Raw genomic sequence first — 14,918 nt, 5'->3', positions numbered from 1 at the left:
AGACAAAACTCAACGGCTATAGAAATATCATAAGAAATCTATAAAAAAGAGCGATTCTGCATGGCTTGACCAAGCGTCATGCTATCGAGATACTCAAGCTCACCGCCCATCGGCACACCTTGTGCCAAACGAGTCACTTTATTGACATGCCGACTCACCGCTTCGCTAATAAAGTGTGCAGTGGTCTGGCCTTCTACCGTCGTACCCGTTGCCAGTATCAACTCTTCGATTGGTTCTTGCTTGACACGCCAGACTAGCTGATCAATGTTTAGATCGTCAGCGCTAATACCATCAATCGGTGATAAATGACCACCTAAAACAAAATAGCGACCACGGTAACCTGCCGTCTGCTCAATGGCCATGACGTCTGCTGCCGTCTCGACCACGCATAACAGACTGTCATCACGCCTAGGGTCTTGGCACAGTGGACACACTGCTTCATCACTAAAGCTGTGACAACGCTGACATTCAACGATATCACGCATGGCTTCATCAAGTGCTTGGGCAAGTGCCATGCCTTGTGGGCGTTTTTTGGTGAGCAGGTGTAGCGCCATACGCTGAGCGCTTTTTTGTCCCACACCTGGCAACACCCGCAGCTGTTTGACCAGCTGATCAAATTTGGCTGTCAGCAAAGTTGCTTCCTTTATTTAGCTTAATTTATAAATCGTAGCTATAAAAATGGGGTCGTATCGTGTCGATAACAACCCCATTTTTTCTTCAGTATGAAGTATTTACTGCTTAGAACATACCTTGCATACCTGGTGGTAGACCCATACCTGATGTCGCGCCAGCCATCGTCTCTTCATACAAGTCATCTGCTTGACGCACGGCATCATTGATAGCAGCAGCAATCAAGTCTTCAATCATATCTGGCTCATCTTCTAATAAGCTTGGATCGATAGTCAAACGCTTAACCACATGACGACCTGTCATGGTCACTTTTACCAGACCACTACCCGCTTCTGCATGAACTTCTTTGTTGCCTAGCTCTTTTTTAGCACTTTCAACGTTTGCTTCCACTTTCTTTTGCATCGTTTGTGCTTGTTGCATTAGTGCTTGAATATTCATAGTTGCCTCTTTGTCTTTTATAGTCGTAAATAATTTATAGTCGTGAAGAATGATTAGGGCGTGTCCTCATTTTAAAAATGGTGATAAAAATGAGATAAATTGCCGTCAAACAAGGAAAATAGCGCAGATAATATCAAGATATTAGTCAGCTATTTGACGCCGTTTGGCAAGATTTAGCTATTTTTAACCCATTTAGATAACTATCGATCGAATTGAGGACATGCCCTAATAACGTAAAATACATTCGTTGGCGATGATTATACCGTTATCTTTACAAGCTGTCTAAACCACGCGCCAAATCTTTGATGATGTCTTCCACATCTTCTAAACCGACTGACAGACGAATCAAACCATCTTCAACACCTGCTTCCGCTCGCGCTTCTGGCGTTAGGCGAAAGTGTGTGGTCGTTGCAGGGTGAGTAATAGTGGTTTTGGCATCGCCCAAATTATTGGTGATAGACACCATTTGTGTTGAGTCAATCACGTGCCACGCAGCAGATTTTGAATCAAGTCCGCCTGATGATTTCACTTCAAAGCCCATGATAGCGCCATAACCATCCTTCATATGATGCTGACGGGTCGCAAGCTCATGAGCAGGATGATCGCTCAAACCAGAGAAATGCACCGTGCTGACATTAGGATGATTGGCCAAGAATTCTGCGACTTGATTGGCATTGTTGCAATGCGCCTGCATACGCAATTTCAACGTCTCCAAACCCTTAGTAAATACCCAAGCATTAAATGGGCTCATGCTAATACCGCCTGAACGAACCACCGTAAACGCCTCTTGCATCAGCTTATCGTTACCGACTAGCGCACCACCCAATACTCGACCTTGGCCGTCTAAATATTTGGTTGCAGAGTGAATGACCACATCTGCACCTAAGTCTAATGGGCGTTGTAAGGCAGGCGTGGCAAAACAATTATCAACGACAAGCAATATATCGTTGGCTTTGCACAGCTGGCTCAAGTAACCAAGATCACAAATCTGCGCTAATGGATTACTCGGACTTTCACAATAAATCACTTTAGTATTTGGCTGCACAGCATTGGCCCATGCCTCATTGTCGAAGCAATCAACATAACTGACCTCAACGCCAAATTTGGCCATGTAGTTGTTAAATAAACCAATAGATGAGCCAAATAACTGATTGGCCGCCAGCAAATGATCGCCTGCTTTTAGATACGCCAAGCACATAGTCAAAATAGCACCCATACCTGAAGCAGTGGCAACGGCACGCTCACCATTCTCAAGCGCAGCCAAACGACGCTCAAAAGTACGCACACTAGGATTGGTATGGCGAGAGTAGACATTCCCCGTCTTTTCTCCATTAAAATGTGCGGCGGCATCGGCCGCTGACGTATAAACATAAGAGCTGGTGGTAAAAATAGCTTCTGAATGCTCGCCCTCATCAGTACGATGCTGACCTGCCCGTACGGCGACGGTCTGCATGCCATAATCCAGATCCAGATCCAAATCTAAAGCATCATTGCGCCAGTTTGGATCTAATTGATTCGCTTTTTTTGGTTCATTCAAATTTTTTTCATCATGTATTTGCGACTGACTCATAAAGATTCCGTTACTGTAGTAGTGATAAACTTGATTGTCATAAAGTGACTGTTTGTTTTTTAATTATTGCTCTAGGGCACGTCCTAGTAGGTGCCATCATACCATGTCAACTTATTCCAAACAGCTGGTTTCAGATGATTATCAAATGTTATTTTTGAATAGCAATGTGCTATATCCCGAGGTAAGTTTGAGGATAAACGATAACTAAATAGCAGATAAATCACTGTTAAATACATTGCTGAAACTAGCCCCTGCCCTCAACTCAATCACTCACCATCTATATATAAACCTAACAGCGCCAAATTTTTTCTCGACTGACAGCAATTTATCTTATTTTTATTACTAATTTACAAATGTAGACACACACAAATGAAAACAATGTATTTATAATAGGCACGGATGCCGACAGCTGATATGCTTAGCAGCATTTTGCTTTTGACAATATTATCATTCCTCTCAAAATCAGTGCTATCCTGTATCAAAAACACACAATGACAGCAGGCTTGTTTTTTCGAAGTATAAAGTATTTAGTAAGGCTCACTAAGGTAATTCATTTATGTCGATGTTCAATATAGATCCAAGTAACCGATCATTGAGTCTTACACTAGGACTTACATTAGGTCTTGTTGGGTGCCAGAGTTTGCCAAAACAACCACATTTACCTGAAAGCCTAGCATTATCAGCTCGCATAAATGCCCTATACCAACAAGAAAATAGCCAACCTCTTGAAGAAAACAAAACGTCTATAACCAATAATATCAATTTGGGCGAAGCCGTTAGTGCACAAAATGATATTCACCCAGAACTATCAGGCTACCATCCTATCGTGACTGGTGCTAATGCATTTGCCTCTCGCAGCATCTTGACAGATATGGCCACACGCAGTATCGATGCACAGTATTATATTTGGCACAATGACCAAGCTGGTCAATTACTATTGAGAGATCTGTGGAAAGCCGCTGAACGCGGTGTGATTGTGCGTTTATTGTTAGATGATTTTAATAATGATGCTATTTTCGATCAACATTTATTACGGTTTTCTAGTCACCCTAACATCGCGGTACGTATTATCAACCCACTTATGCATCGTAAATTTCAAACTTTAAATTATGTAACAGGCTTACCACGCATCAACCGCCGTATGCACAATAAAAGCATGACGTTTGACAAGCAGATTACGATTATTGGCGGACGTAATATTGGCAATGAGTATCTAAGCAATGATCAAAATAGCCAATTTGCAGATTTGGATGTTTTGCTGATTGGTAAAGTGGTTGCAGATATTGATAATAGTTTTGCAAGTTACTGGTCATCACCTTTGTCATTTGATATCGAAACTTTGGTCACTACCAACCATAATGAAACGTCAGATTTTGTCGCAGCATTGGATAAACTTGGTCAAGATAACAATGACAATGACAATGACAATGACAATAATGATTTAATGATTTATAAAACAGCTATAGAAGAATCAACCATAGATAATGACTTAATCAATAAGCGCGTGCCTTTCCGTTGGACAGACATGCAGTTTTTGAGTGATGATGTTGGAAAGTTAACAAAATCCGTTCCAACCGATACCAATTTGGTGCATCAACTACGTACCCTGTTAGGTAGACCAACCAAGCAATTAACAATTATTTCTTCTTACTTTGTACCTACCAAAGATGGTGTCAATACACTGGTAAAACTGGCTGAGTCTGGTATCGATATCAAAATATTAACCAACTCTTTTGATGCCACAGATGTAACTGCTGTTCATTCTGGCTATAGCCAATGGCGACCTAACCTGCTACGTGCAGGCGTAAAAATATACGAGCTAAAATCCACTGCTGCTGCAGAAAAACGTGAAAACAAACTATGGAAGGCCCGTAGTCAATCCTCAACCAGTTTACATGCAAAAACATTTGCTGTTGATGACCATCAAGTATTCATTGGCTCATACAATGTCGACCCTCGTTCTGCTAATATCAATACCGAAATGGGCGTGATTATCAATGATGATGAGCTAGCAAAACAGTTACATGCGGCGCTTAGTGATGATCTATTAAGTCAAGCATATGAAGTTAAGTTATTAGACAATGGCAAGCTACAGTGGCAAACCATGGAAAATAATAAAAAAGTAGTTTACGATTCAGAGCCACGCGTCGATGTCAGTGACCATGTATGGCTGACGATTATGTCATGGTTACCGATTGACTGGCTACTATAACTAAGCCCCTCCAACACTTCTACTTACAGTATTTTCACTCGATACCCTGCCTCCAATCATATTAAGGCTTGTATCTCAAATACCGTCATTCAGGTTTGGGTAACATAGCGTTACTAAGTAACTTTTCAAATTGAATTATTATTAACTCAATATTATGACGTAAGCATTCTTCAACTCATAAATCTTTATTTTTTCGGCAAATCACTATTCATTTGTAATGATTTGCCGTTTTTTATTCCAGCTAGTTACTGACATAGCAGCCAGCTTAACGAATACCTTCATATATGCGTGATCTATTATGCCTTCCCGTTCCCAATATGCACTGATATCTTCGCAAGACAGACAGACAGTAATGTTTATCTGCTTTAGCAGTGCTGTGGCATTTTTTGATTTTTTGATTTATTTGTATATTGCAGATATCGTAGCAACCGCTTTTTTCCCTGCTAACATCGACTCTACTATTACAAAGATACAAGGATTGGGACTGTTTACGATTGGCTATTTAGCACGCCCGCTTGGCGGCATTCTCTTTGGTCGTTATGGTGATATTAAAGGTCGCAAACCCGTACTCTTAATCAGTATATTAGTAACTGCTCTCAGCTTATTAGGAATGGCTAGCCTACCAACTTATGCACAATGGGGCTTAATTGCACCTATTTTATTTATTATATTACGAATTATACAAGGTATGGCATTTGGGGTTTATGTGCCGCTGGCTTTAATCTTTGTATCAGAGCACGTACCGCGGCAATATTCATCGGTGGTCTGTAGCTATGTCACTGCCAGTTTTTATGTGGGCGTATTATTTTCTAATGCTTTTTTTCTTTGGCTGACCAACTCCATAACGACCGAACAACTGGTGGATTACGGCTGGCGCTTACCCTTTTTTATCGCTGCCGTCTTGAGCTTAGTACCATTGTTAGCATGGCGATGGATAGATGAGTCGCCGTTTTTTCTTGAAATGAAACAATCAAAACCCAGCAATTATATTGCCAAACCGTTCAAACTGCTCTTCAAACATTGCAAACATGCATTATTTATCGGTACGGTTCTCACGTTTATCATCTCTAGCATAACAACCGTGGTCGTGCTGTTATTACCTGAATTGATTGAATTACAATTTACATTAGATAGTGATATATTTGGATTTTCGCACAGCTTGGGTATCATATTCATGATTTTTGGTTGTATATTTTATGGAATAATATCTAACCATCAAAACTTCGGCAAAGTCTTGACCATTGGTTCTATTCTGTTAATCGTTCAAATGTTAGCATTTTTTTACCACCTACAAGCAAGCGGTGACTACATCCTCATTATGTATGCACTTTTAGGGTTTTTTGCAGGTATTGTTGGTATGATACCCACCATTCTTGTCCATTTGTTTCCAACCAATGTTAGACTCACAGGAATGGCTCTTTGTTATAATATAGCGTACGGTATTGTCGGAGTAATGGTACCTTTTGGGCTTGGTTATGCCACGCTTTATGTGGCTTTCTCACCCGCACTCTATATTGCGTTTATCGGTTTTATCGGTATCATAATGGGTATTTATTTTTATAATTTACCTGAAGCCAAAAAAATCGATCAGGTAATCTAAAGTTTATCCTCATTTTAAACATGGCTAAATTTTGTCAAACATGCTTAGTGATAATATTTATTTGCCATAAAGCCCTCTGCGTTAAACTCCAACACTCAAAGATTAAAAACATTAAGGCTTAACCATCATGGTTGATATGACCAATAAAAGACTGTCTGTTGCTCCTATGATCGACTGGACAACGACGGATTATCGTTATTTTGCACGACTGTTTAACCCACACGTTTATTTGTATACTGAGATGATCAGTACTGGTGCATTAATATATGGCAATCGTGCACGGCATCTACGTTTTGATACGCTTGAGCATCCGTTGGTACTACAATTAGGTGGTGCAGACAATAGCGACATGACCCAATGCGCTGAGTTTGCTCAGCAGCATGGTTATGATGAGGTCAACATCAATGTTGGCTGTCCCTCCGATCGTGTGCAGCACAATAAAATAGGTGCCTGCCTAATGGCCGAACCGAATACTGTCGCTGAACTGGTCAAACACATGCAAGCAGCTGTTGATATTCCAGTGACAGTCAAACACCGTATCGGTATTGATGACTTTGACAGTTATGAGTTTATGGTAGATTTTGTACAGACAGTCGCAGAAACTGGTTGTACACGTTTTATCGTGCACGCACGTACTGCGTGGCTACAAGGCCTAAGTCCTAAGCAAAACCGCGAGATACCACCACTGCGTTACGACGATGTTTATCGCCTCAAACAAGATTTTCCAACGCTCGACATCGAAATCAATGGCGGGATTGACACAATCGCTGATATTGAAGAGCACTTACAGTATGTGGACGGCGTGATGATTGGTCGTGCGTTTTATCACAACCCTTACCTACTAGCAGAAGCCAATAGCTTATGGGGCGAGCCAGCACCCAAGCGCTCAGCTATTTTAGCGCAACTGTATCCCTATCTCGAAGAGCAAATCGCCAAAGGCGAAGCACTACCAACAATGACCAGACATTACTTAGGGTTATTCCAAGGACTAATGGGCGCACGTAAATGGCGTCAAGCATTGAGCGGCAAACCGCAACTAACGATTGATGATATTAAAAGAGCCGCAGATGAGGTATTAGCGTTGAATCCAGAGGTATGATTAACCCTCTAATCATGTGGCGGGGTTGCCTAGCAATGGTTGTAACGGTTCGAAAAGTCACAAATAGCCATTATTTATTCACGTGACTTGCGCAAGATACTGCAACATTGCCGCCGCATTATTCACTATATGTAATATTATTGGCAGCAATAGCGAGCCTGATTTGACACGTGCATAGCAAAATATCAATGCCAGCACGGCGATCGTACTGATTTCATAAATACCATACTGCACATGGATGACCGCAAATATCAGACTGGTCACGATACTGGCAACGATCGCCCCTCGATGCTCTGAATATGGTGTAACAGGAAACCGCTCGGCGATAGCAGTCCATAAAATACCGCGAAACACCAACTCTTCGTATAACGGTGCAGCAATCACCATAGCAAAGACCAATAACCAAACTGAACTGACAGACTGATATAGCGGATCGACAAACGACAGCGGTGTCTCATCAAGAAAATATGTCAATACCTGACTGCCAATCATAAAGAGCAATAGCAGCCCCACCATCTTTATACCGACCAAACGAGAGAAGGGTTTAAGCCTTAAATACTGACGAGTATGACCTCCTTTTAAACGAATAATGCAAACACTAAGCAGCGTTATAAAAACACAACCTACCACAATAGAGAGGCTCACGACCGTACCTTCATTACTACCAAAAAAGAAGATATCACTCATGGTAGCGTTTTTCTCAGCAGGCAGTACTAGCTTGCCAGCGATATAGATACCTAACAGCTGGCTGATAAAAAATGCCAACACCATCCCTATCGTGAGTACAAACGCCCCTAAGCCTGAAAATAATGGTACAAGATTAGATGGTACGCCATGTCTGTGTGTATCCGTCGTCATTTTTAGCATAAAAATTATCATCCAACAATCTGTTCAACAGACCCTAATAATGAACGCTTGTTTTAGAACGTTTTAGTTTAATAATTCTTTTATGATAGCTGCTGCTCAATCAATTTTAATACCTGCTGCGCTACCGATTCTGGATACTCAAGTGGAAACATATGACCGCCTGCATGAGTGATATAATGAATACGCAAACGCGACTGTATTTGCTGAGGAAAACGACGTTTTAAAAAAATACTGTCTTTACCGATAATCAAGGTGACTGGCACCTTAGGAGCATGATTCGGCGCGAGCCAGTACCAAGAAGGATTGGTACGGAACACAGCCACTTCTTTGGATTTGGGAATCGCCAATGTCACCTTTCCATCGGCACGCTGATGTAAGCCATAGTCGATGTAACCTTGAAAACTGCGCTCATCAAAATTCTTAAAAAAACCTTTATGGCGCATCTTGTCATAAGCTTCTGCTCGACTGTCCCACACATCACGGCGATGCTTGGATATACCAGAAGGTGATAACTTGTCCATCAGGCGGTGGTTCATCAATGGTAATTTATCGATGTTTTTTGCCACGTGCCAAAGCAAACTAGACTTGCCATATATCCAAGGCGGATCCATCAGTATTGCTTGTGCAAAATACTTCGGCTCTCGATACAGTGCCTGCAACGTACACATTGCGCCAAGCGAATGACCGACTGCCACCACTTGTGCGACACCATGCTTCTCACAGGCTTGTTTTACACTATCAATAACTTGCTGCGTCAGACTACGCCAATGATCATCTACCGGATAACCCGCCGTGTCGCCGAGCATCGCAATGTATTCAATCGTAAAAAAATCTGATAAATACTCAAAAAAAGGCGCATAAACGGCACTAGGCATACCGTTGGCATGAGCAAAATGAATAACAGGCTTTTGAGTTATCTTAGAAATAGGCAATGTGCTAAAGGCTGGAAAATCATTGTTATCAGTCATAACAGGCTCTCATCGAATCATTATGGACAGCTTATGTATCATTATCAGATCTGGCATATCTGATATATCTAATATATAAATAAGAAGGCTGAGCATAATCATACGCTCAGCCTTATCAATCATACACAGTAAATCTGAAATACAAAATGCTTAACGCATCTCTACATTACCATCTTCTTGCGGTAAAACGCCAAGGTTAACACTTGAGCCAATGCCTGCGCCTAACTTAACAGCGAAACGATCCATAAATGACTCTAGAGGATCTGTTGGGCTATAGTTGATCGCGGTATCAAGCTCTAACTCTTTCTCTAAACTTGCGATACTACCTGTCTTGTCTGCTAAGCCTAGCTCGATCGATTGCTCACCTGTCCAAAACAAGCCTGAAAATAGTTTATTCTGTTCAGGATCTTTTAGACGGTCGCCACGACCTTCTTTTACAGCATCGATAAAGTGCTTGTGCGTATTCGCTAAGACCTTATCAACGTGCGCTTCTTCATAGTCAGTCAACGGACGCGACATACTTAATATGTCTTTATACTCACCAGCGGTCATCGTGCGATCTTTCACACCGACCTTGTCCATCAAACCTTCGACGTTGTAGCTTGACATAATCACGCCGATAGAGCCAACCAAGCTTGAAGGGTTGACATAGATTTCATCTGCTGCAGAAGCAATATAGTAAGCACCAGAGGCACCAATATCACCAATCACTGCATATAATTTCTTGTCTGGATATTCTTCGCGCAGATCCATCATATTTTGCCAGATTTCATCAGACTGAACTGGTGAGCCACCAGGCGAGTTGATGTCTAAAACCACCGCCTTTGAGTTACTGTTTTCAAAAGCACGGGTCAATGCTTCATTAACATCATAAGCATTGGCCTCATCACCACTACTGATGACGCCTTGCAGCTCAACGACAGCCAAATGCGGCGCACTAGTATCGACTGCATCGATACCTGTTGGTGTGCTACTACAACCACGACCAAGGGTTAAAAATATCAACAAGATATAACCAAAAGTTAATAATTTAAAAAAGATACTCCAGCGACGAGCGCGGCGTTGTTCAACCACACTAGCCAACAATGTGTTTTCTAGCAGTCGCCATTCTTGTCCACTCGGCGGGCTTGGCTGCTGTATCGGCGTTGGCTGATTTGCCGAAGTATCAGGACGTTTATTAGGGTCTGGTGGCCAGTTGGGCATATAACTTCCTAGGTCAGAAACAATCTAAAACAATAAAAAAGAGGATATAAAAACACCTACCATAAGCAGTGAGTTCTCACACTGCTTATGGTTTTACGGTAGTCATCATCTGTATAAATAAGCCTGCTAAGTATGGGCTTATTTCAATCATGGTTCAATAGTATAACTGTGAAATATCACTATATTGTAACTCTGAAAACATCAATGATATTTTTACAGTTCATTATTAGAGTGTGTCTTCAATTCAAACAAAAACCATCTAAATAATGATACTTTCATAGAAGCTAGCATCATAACTCGTTATGACTAATTATCACTAGCATCAGTTACTAGAGGCAATGCTACCTCAAGCGCTTTATCGTCATAGGTTGTAACTTCATTAATTCTTTGATGGTTTATTATTTCAGCAGTAATTTGTGATGTGCTGTGGCCAAGCCATAAGGTATTGTAAAACATGAATTCTTGATTAAATGATGGGTTTGCTGAACACAGTAACGTCCACATTTGCCAAACACGCTGATGACTGTCTGCATTCAGAACAAGACGCGAGTTAGTAAATACCGTTTGATCTATCACACCTGATAGATTCGATGAAACATCTTGTAATAATGCTGGCAAGGGTTTGAGCGGTTCGGCTGCGTTATATCTTAATACTTGTACTGGCAAAGCTGTATCAATAGCCAACGTACAGTCCCACACACTGGCATCATCTATCTCACTCCACCCTGTCATGGCAGTGATAGACAAATCATCGCTCGTTGCTTGCCATGTTTTACCTTGTTCGCAACGCTGCACGCTGATATTAGATTTTTTGTTAAATTGGTTGGCTACTTGATAAGCATGTTGAAGCCTTAGCCAACGATCTGAGCGCCCTGCCTGCCAATACTCACTAATAGGCAGATGCTGATTGAGCTGTATAACCGTCAAGGGCAATAGCTCAGAATGACCAATATCAGCGCTTTTATTATCAGTGTTTTTATTGTTAGTGCCCTTATTGTCAATATCGAGCGTATCAGTCAATCCGATACTACTGCTTTGTATGATAACGCCTTGTAATCGATTAACAGACAAACTGCCCAACTGCTGCTTTAACGTCGTAGAGAGCACATCCACTGTTAGATGAGTTGGCATTGTTCGTGTCATTTGAGATCTATGATCCGCTAAAAACAACCAACTGATATTGTTATCACTAGCTTCTTCATTGGCAACGGGGTACTGCAGCAGAGCAGCGCTAATGTACTGATCACCCGTTGGCAAGATATACAATGTTGGCGTCGTCGCTAAGGAGTGTTGATTGGCATAGACCGTCATTACCAATAAGGTTAAAGGTGGGACGGCAAGCCAGCGACTAATAAACCCTTTCGGTAACAACCAAGGCAATATACTTAACAATACCATCAGTAATATAGCCATGTTTATTGGCGTATAAAGCCAAGCCTCTGATAAAACTGGCAATGAAATCAACCAAATCATTAGCTTATGTAAAGCCGCAACAATAGCACTAACTAGCGCCCATAGCTGATCAGCAACAGCTGGTAATAAAAGATAAAAAAGTCCAGCCAATAGATTTAGCGGCACAATTACCCAGCCAAATAAACCAATGGCAAATAGATTTATCAAAAGCCCCCATAACGACGCCTTGCCAAACAATAACAACGTAATGGGCAGTAACGTGAGAAACAACCAAAACTGCAGTTTGAATATGCGTCGACATATTAACCAAATACGTTTCGGTATCTTGGCAGCATTATCATAGAGATAAGAAGCATAGAGATAAGTGGCCTTGTTATGGGCTATTAACGGTTGCCCTTCTTGCCTATATGAATCGTCTTCATACCTGAGTAATAGTGCGACTGCAATAAAGGATAGCCAATATCCTGCCTGCCATAAGACATATGGATCACGCCATGCCATCAATATGGCCAATGCAAACAATACCCGCATCGTACTAACAGGTAACAAGGTCATACGCACCAAACCTATTGCCAATAACATCCATGCAGTACGGGCAGCGGGCACATCAAATCCAGTAAATAACGCGTAGATAAAGGCAGCACCAATCATCACCCACCAACGCACTTGCCAGCGTGGGAAATAACGGTACACTGCAGGACATAATCGATCAAAAATCAGTGCCACTATGCCAGCCAGTATGATTGCTAGAAACAATACATGCGTGCCTGATATGGCAAGCAGATGTGAAATACCCGCCAGTTGGTATAAGTCTTTGGTCTCACGGCTGATTAGACTGCGATCACCTGTCAGTAAACTCAAAGTAACTGCTTTTGCCTGCTGCCGCTCGATAGATTGCGCGTGCCAATCTGTATAAAAATGCTGCCGTAATTGCCAGCGCCCTTGCTCAATGCGAGTACGAAAGCGCTGAAGGTAAGAGGTAGAGGCAGGCGTTACATCTAATGACTCATCATGACTAATAGCCACTGTACTAACCGTCAGTATATTTGCGACACCATCGATATGGCGACCTCGCAACCAACGATAGCTGTCAAAACCAGACGGATTGTTCAATGCTTGCTCAGAAGTAGCTAATGGCGCAAGTGCTAATGTCATTAGCTGCTGATCACCTGGCTGTAATCTATTTAAACTTGTATATGGATCATTATTTTCAACTTGCTGAGCGTTTTGCTGTTTTAGATAAGCATTGAGTAATATACGATGCTTTGTATCAGCAACAGCTGTTTTTTTTAGGTGCTGGTTATGTAGATTCTTGTCATGCGAGTTTTCGTTATTCAGTTTTTCACCATACAAATTATCGCTTAGGCTATTATCATGATTTACTAACAGCTCAGTGGCGATACGGTCTAATTCTTGCGGTGTTAACTCAGAGGTTAATGGTGATATGTAGCTAATAGTCGCCACTTGCCGATAACCACTATCTAGTGCGGCATCATAGACACTATCGCTTATCCCTTCGATAGTCACCAGTGCTTGCACGCGCATCGTCTTAGTGATCGCTGTCATTTCTGCTTGCTGATGACTAACGACAGCTTGCAGTGCACTACCGACCACTAATCCAACCGCTAGTGTAGCCACTATAATATGCTGAATAACACGCAAGCTTGGCTTAATGCGATATAAATAATAGCTAAAAGAATAATGGAGAACGTTTTTGGAAGAATGACAAAGATTGGCTGACGGGATATTAAACTGAGTAATGAGCAGTAAAATAGTGGCAAACGAAACAAGTAGTACAAATAAAAACGAGGTAATAGGAATATCGGCTAGCCAGAGAATATTTGGCATCACCATACTATCAGCAACTGCCAATACACCCATCATAGCAATGATAATCAAGCCACCAATTAACCAGTACACCAACGCTCCTTGATTGATGAGATGAATGTTTCGGTATGCAAACTATGTTGAGTATTAGGCTATCATACTCATAATCCTAACAGCGACTATTTGTGAATATTTGACACGCACGCCAATTGAAAGTTTTGCCGCTCAACAATAACGGTTGCGTCATGACAGGCAATAGCATTTGTATTTATATTACCCTATACTGCTCATACATAGTACGATAACGATACTCTGACATTATCATATTATATAATCTTGCTCGTATTTTTTATTAATAATACCTTATAACAGTCCATCAAGACGATTGTCGGGCTGAAGTTAACGATTAAAGGCGATCCTGTGCCCCAAAAACGTCTGAAAAGTCTGCTTCCTACACCAGAGAAAATTTTAGAAAGTCGCACCTTAAAACTGTTTGCACCGCATTTAGCTGATCCACGATTATGGCATTTTAATCGTCACAGTCTAAATAAAGCGGTTTATATTGGTGTGTTGACTGCATTTTTTCCATTACCAGGACAGATGCTAATTGCCTTAATCGGTTCGTTAATCTTCCGTGCCAACGTACCTATGGCGCTTGGTTTGACTTGGATTACCAACCCACTGACGAGCCTACCTATCTTTTATGCAGGCTACTATATCGGTGCAAAAATTCTAGACGTACCACCACTTAGCCTTAGGCTTATTGGACGGATGATCGCTGATTTTAGTTTGTGGGCGTTGTCAGATGGGGTCAATCCATTTGTTACCTATCGTGGCACTGTATCTCTTACCGCGTTTTGTATCGGACTGATACTTTTAGCTGTGATGACTAGCATCGTTTGTGGACTGGCTTTTAAGGCTATTTGGCGCTACAAAACAGTCACCAGTTGGCAGGAACGTCGAGAAAAAACGTCTACCAAAAGTGATGATTCTTAATAGTTTTTAATCGCCGCCCCACTACCTTCAATATCTCTACTAAATTCAAAAACAACAAAACTTGAAATAAAATAAAGTTAGTTCTTTTCTTAAAT

11 protein-coding genes are annotated in these 14,918 nt (G+C 41.5%); 4 read left to right on the top strand and 7 right to left on the bottom strand.

Going from position 1 to position 14,918, the window contains the following annotated elements:
- Positions 1-38: 38 nt before the first annotated feature.
- The 3 genes from recR to ACT3SX_RS05510 form a co-directional block, all read right to left on the bottom strand.
- Positions 39-632, bottom strand: a complete 594-nt coding sequence (gene recR / locus ACT3SX_RS05520; RefSeq protein WP_192519081.1) for a recombination mediator RecR — start codon at positions 630-632, stop codon at positions 39-41.
- A 106-nt stretch (positions 633-738) separates the two neighbouring features.
- Positions 739-1,068: a YbaB/EbfC family nucleoid-associated protein gene (locus ACT3SX_RS05515; RefSeq protein ID WP_192519080.1), complete on the bottom strand. Its 330-nt coding sequence runs from the start codon at positions 1,066-1,068 to the stop codon at positions 739-741.
- Between the two features lie 271 nt (positions 1,069-1,339).
- Positions 1,340-2,638, bottom strand: a complete 1,299-nt coding sequence (locus ACT3SX_RS05510) for an O-succinylhomoserine sulfhydrylase (RefSeq protein WP_192519079.1) — start codon at positions 2,636-2,638, stop codon at positions 1,340-1,342.
- A 556-nt stretch (positions 2,639-3,194) separates the two neighbouring features.
- On the opposite strand from ACT3SX_RS05510, the gene ACT3SX_RS05505 reads away from it, so the two are divergent.
- The 3 genes from ACT3SX_RS05505 to dusA all read left to right on the top strand — a co-directional run bounded on the left by ACT3SX_RS05505 (position 3,195) and on the right by dusA (position 7,549).
- Entirely contained in the window at positions 3,195-4,850 is a 1,656-nt protein-coding gene (locus ACT3SX_RS05505) for a phospholipase D family protein (RefSeq protein WP_192992230.1), read from the top strand.
- A 298-nt stretch (positions 4,851-5,148) separates the two neighbouring features.
- Positions 5,149-6,450 (top strand): MFS transporter, encoded by a 1,302-nt coding sequence (locus tag ACT3SX_RS05500; RefSeq protein ID WP_192519077.1) that lies wholly within the window; start codon positions 5,149-5,151, stop codon positions 6,448-6,450.
- Positions 6,451-6,577: 127 nt separating this feature from the next.
- Positions 6,578-7,549: a tRNA dihydrouridine(20/20a) synthase DusA gene (gene dusA / locus ACT3SX_RS05495; RefSeq protein ID WP_192519076.1), complete on the top strand. Its 972-nt coding sequence runs from the start codon at positions 6,578-6,580 to the stop codon at positions 7,547-7,549.
- 78 nt (positions 7,550-7,627) lie between these two features.
- Here the strand turns inward: dusA and ACT3SX_RS05490 are convergent, their stop codons facing one another.
- The 4 genes from ACT3SX_RS05490 to ACT3SX_RS05475 form a co-directional block, all read right to left on the bottom strand.
- Positions 7,628-8,416: a CPBP family intramembrane glutamic endopeptidase gene (locus ACT3SX_RS05490; protein WP_225739143.1), complete on the bottom strand. Its 789-nt coding sequence runs from the start codon at positions 8,414-8,416 to the stop codon at positions 7,628-7,630.
- 80 nt (positions 8,417-8,496) lie between these two features.
- Positions 8,497-9,384 carry an alpha/beta fold hydrolase gene (locus ACT3SX_RS05485; RefSeq protein WP_192519075.1) on the bottom strand — a complete coding sequence of 296 codons (888 nt, stop codon included), beginning with the start codon at positions 9,382-9,384 and terminating at the stop codon, positions 8,497-8,499.
- A 150-nt stretch (positions 9,385-9,534) separates the two neighbouring features.
- Positions 9,535-10,587 carry a signal peptide peptidase SppA gene (gene sppA / locus ACT3SX_RS05480; protein ID WP_192519074.1) on the bottom strand — a complete coding sequence of 351 codons (1,053 nt, stop codon included), beginning with the start codon at positions 10,585-10,587 and terminating at the stop codon, positions 9,535-9,537.
- Positions 10,588-10,893: 306 nt separating this feature from the next.
- The gene (locus ACT3SX_RS05475) at positions 10,894-13,920 is read right to left on the bottom strand and encodes a ComEC/Rec2 family competence protein (protein ID WP_442061998.1); all 3,027 of its coding nucleotides are present in this window, start codon (positions 13,918-13,920) and stop codon (positions 10,894-10,896) included.
- 327 nt (positions 13,921-14,247) lie between these two features.
- On the opposite strand from ACT3SX_RS05475, the gene ACT3SX_RS05470 reads away from it, so the two are divergent.
- A complete protein-coding gene (locus ACT3SX_RS05470; protein ID WP_318779521.1) occupies positions 14,248-14,823 on the top strand; it encodes a DUF2062 domain-containing protein in 576 nt (191 codons plus the stop codon).
- The last annotated feature ends 95 nt before the right edge of the window (positions 14,824-14,918 follow it).

This window comes from Psychrobacter sp. AOP31-B2-9 (assembly GCF_052378005.1).
In the GTDB taxonomy this organism is placed as follows: Bacteria; Pseudomonadota; Gammaproteobacteria; order Pseudomonadales; family Moraxellaceae; genus Psychrobacter.
The sequence above is the reverse complement of the archived record's forward strand: the minus strand, read 5'-3'. Positions and strand labels throughout refer to the sequence as shown.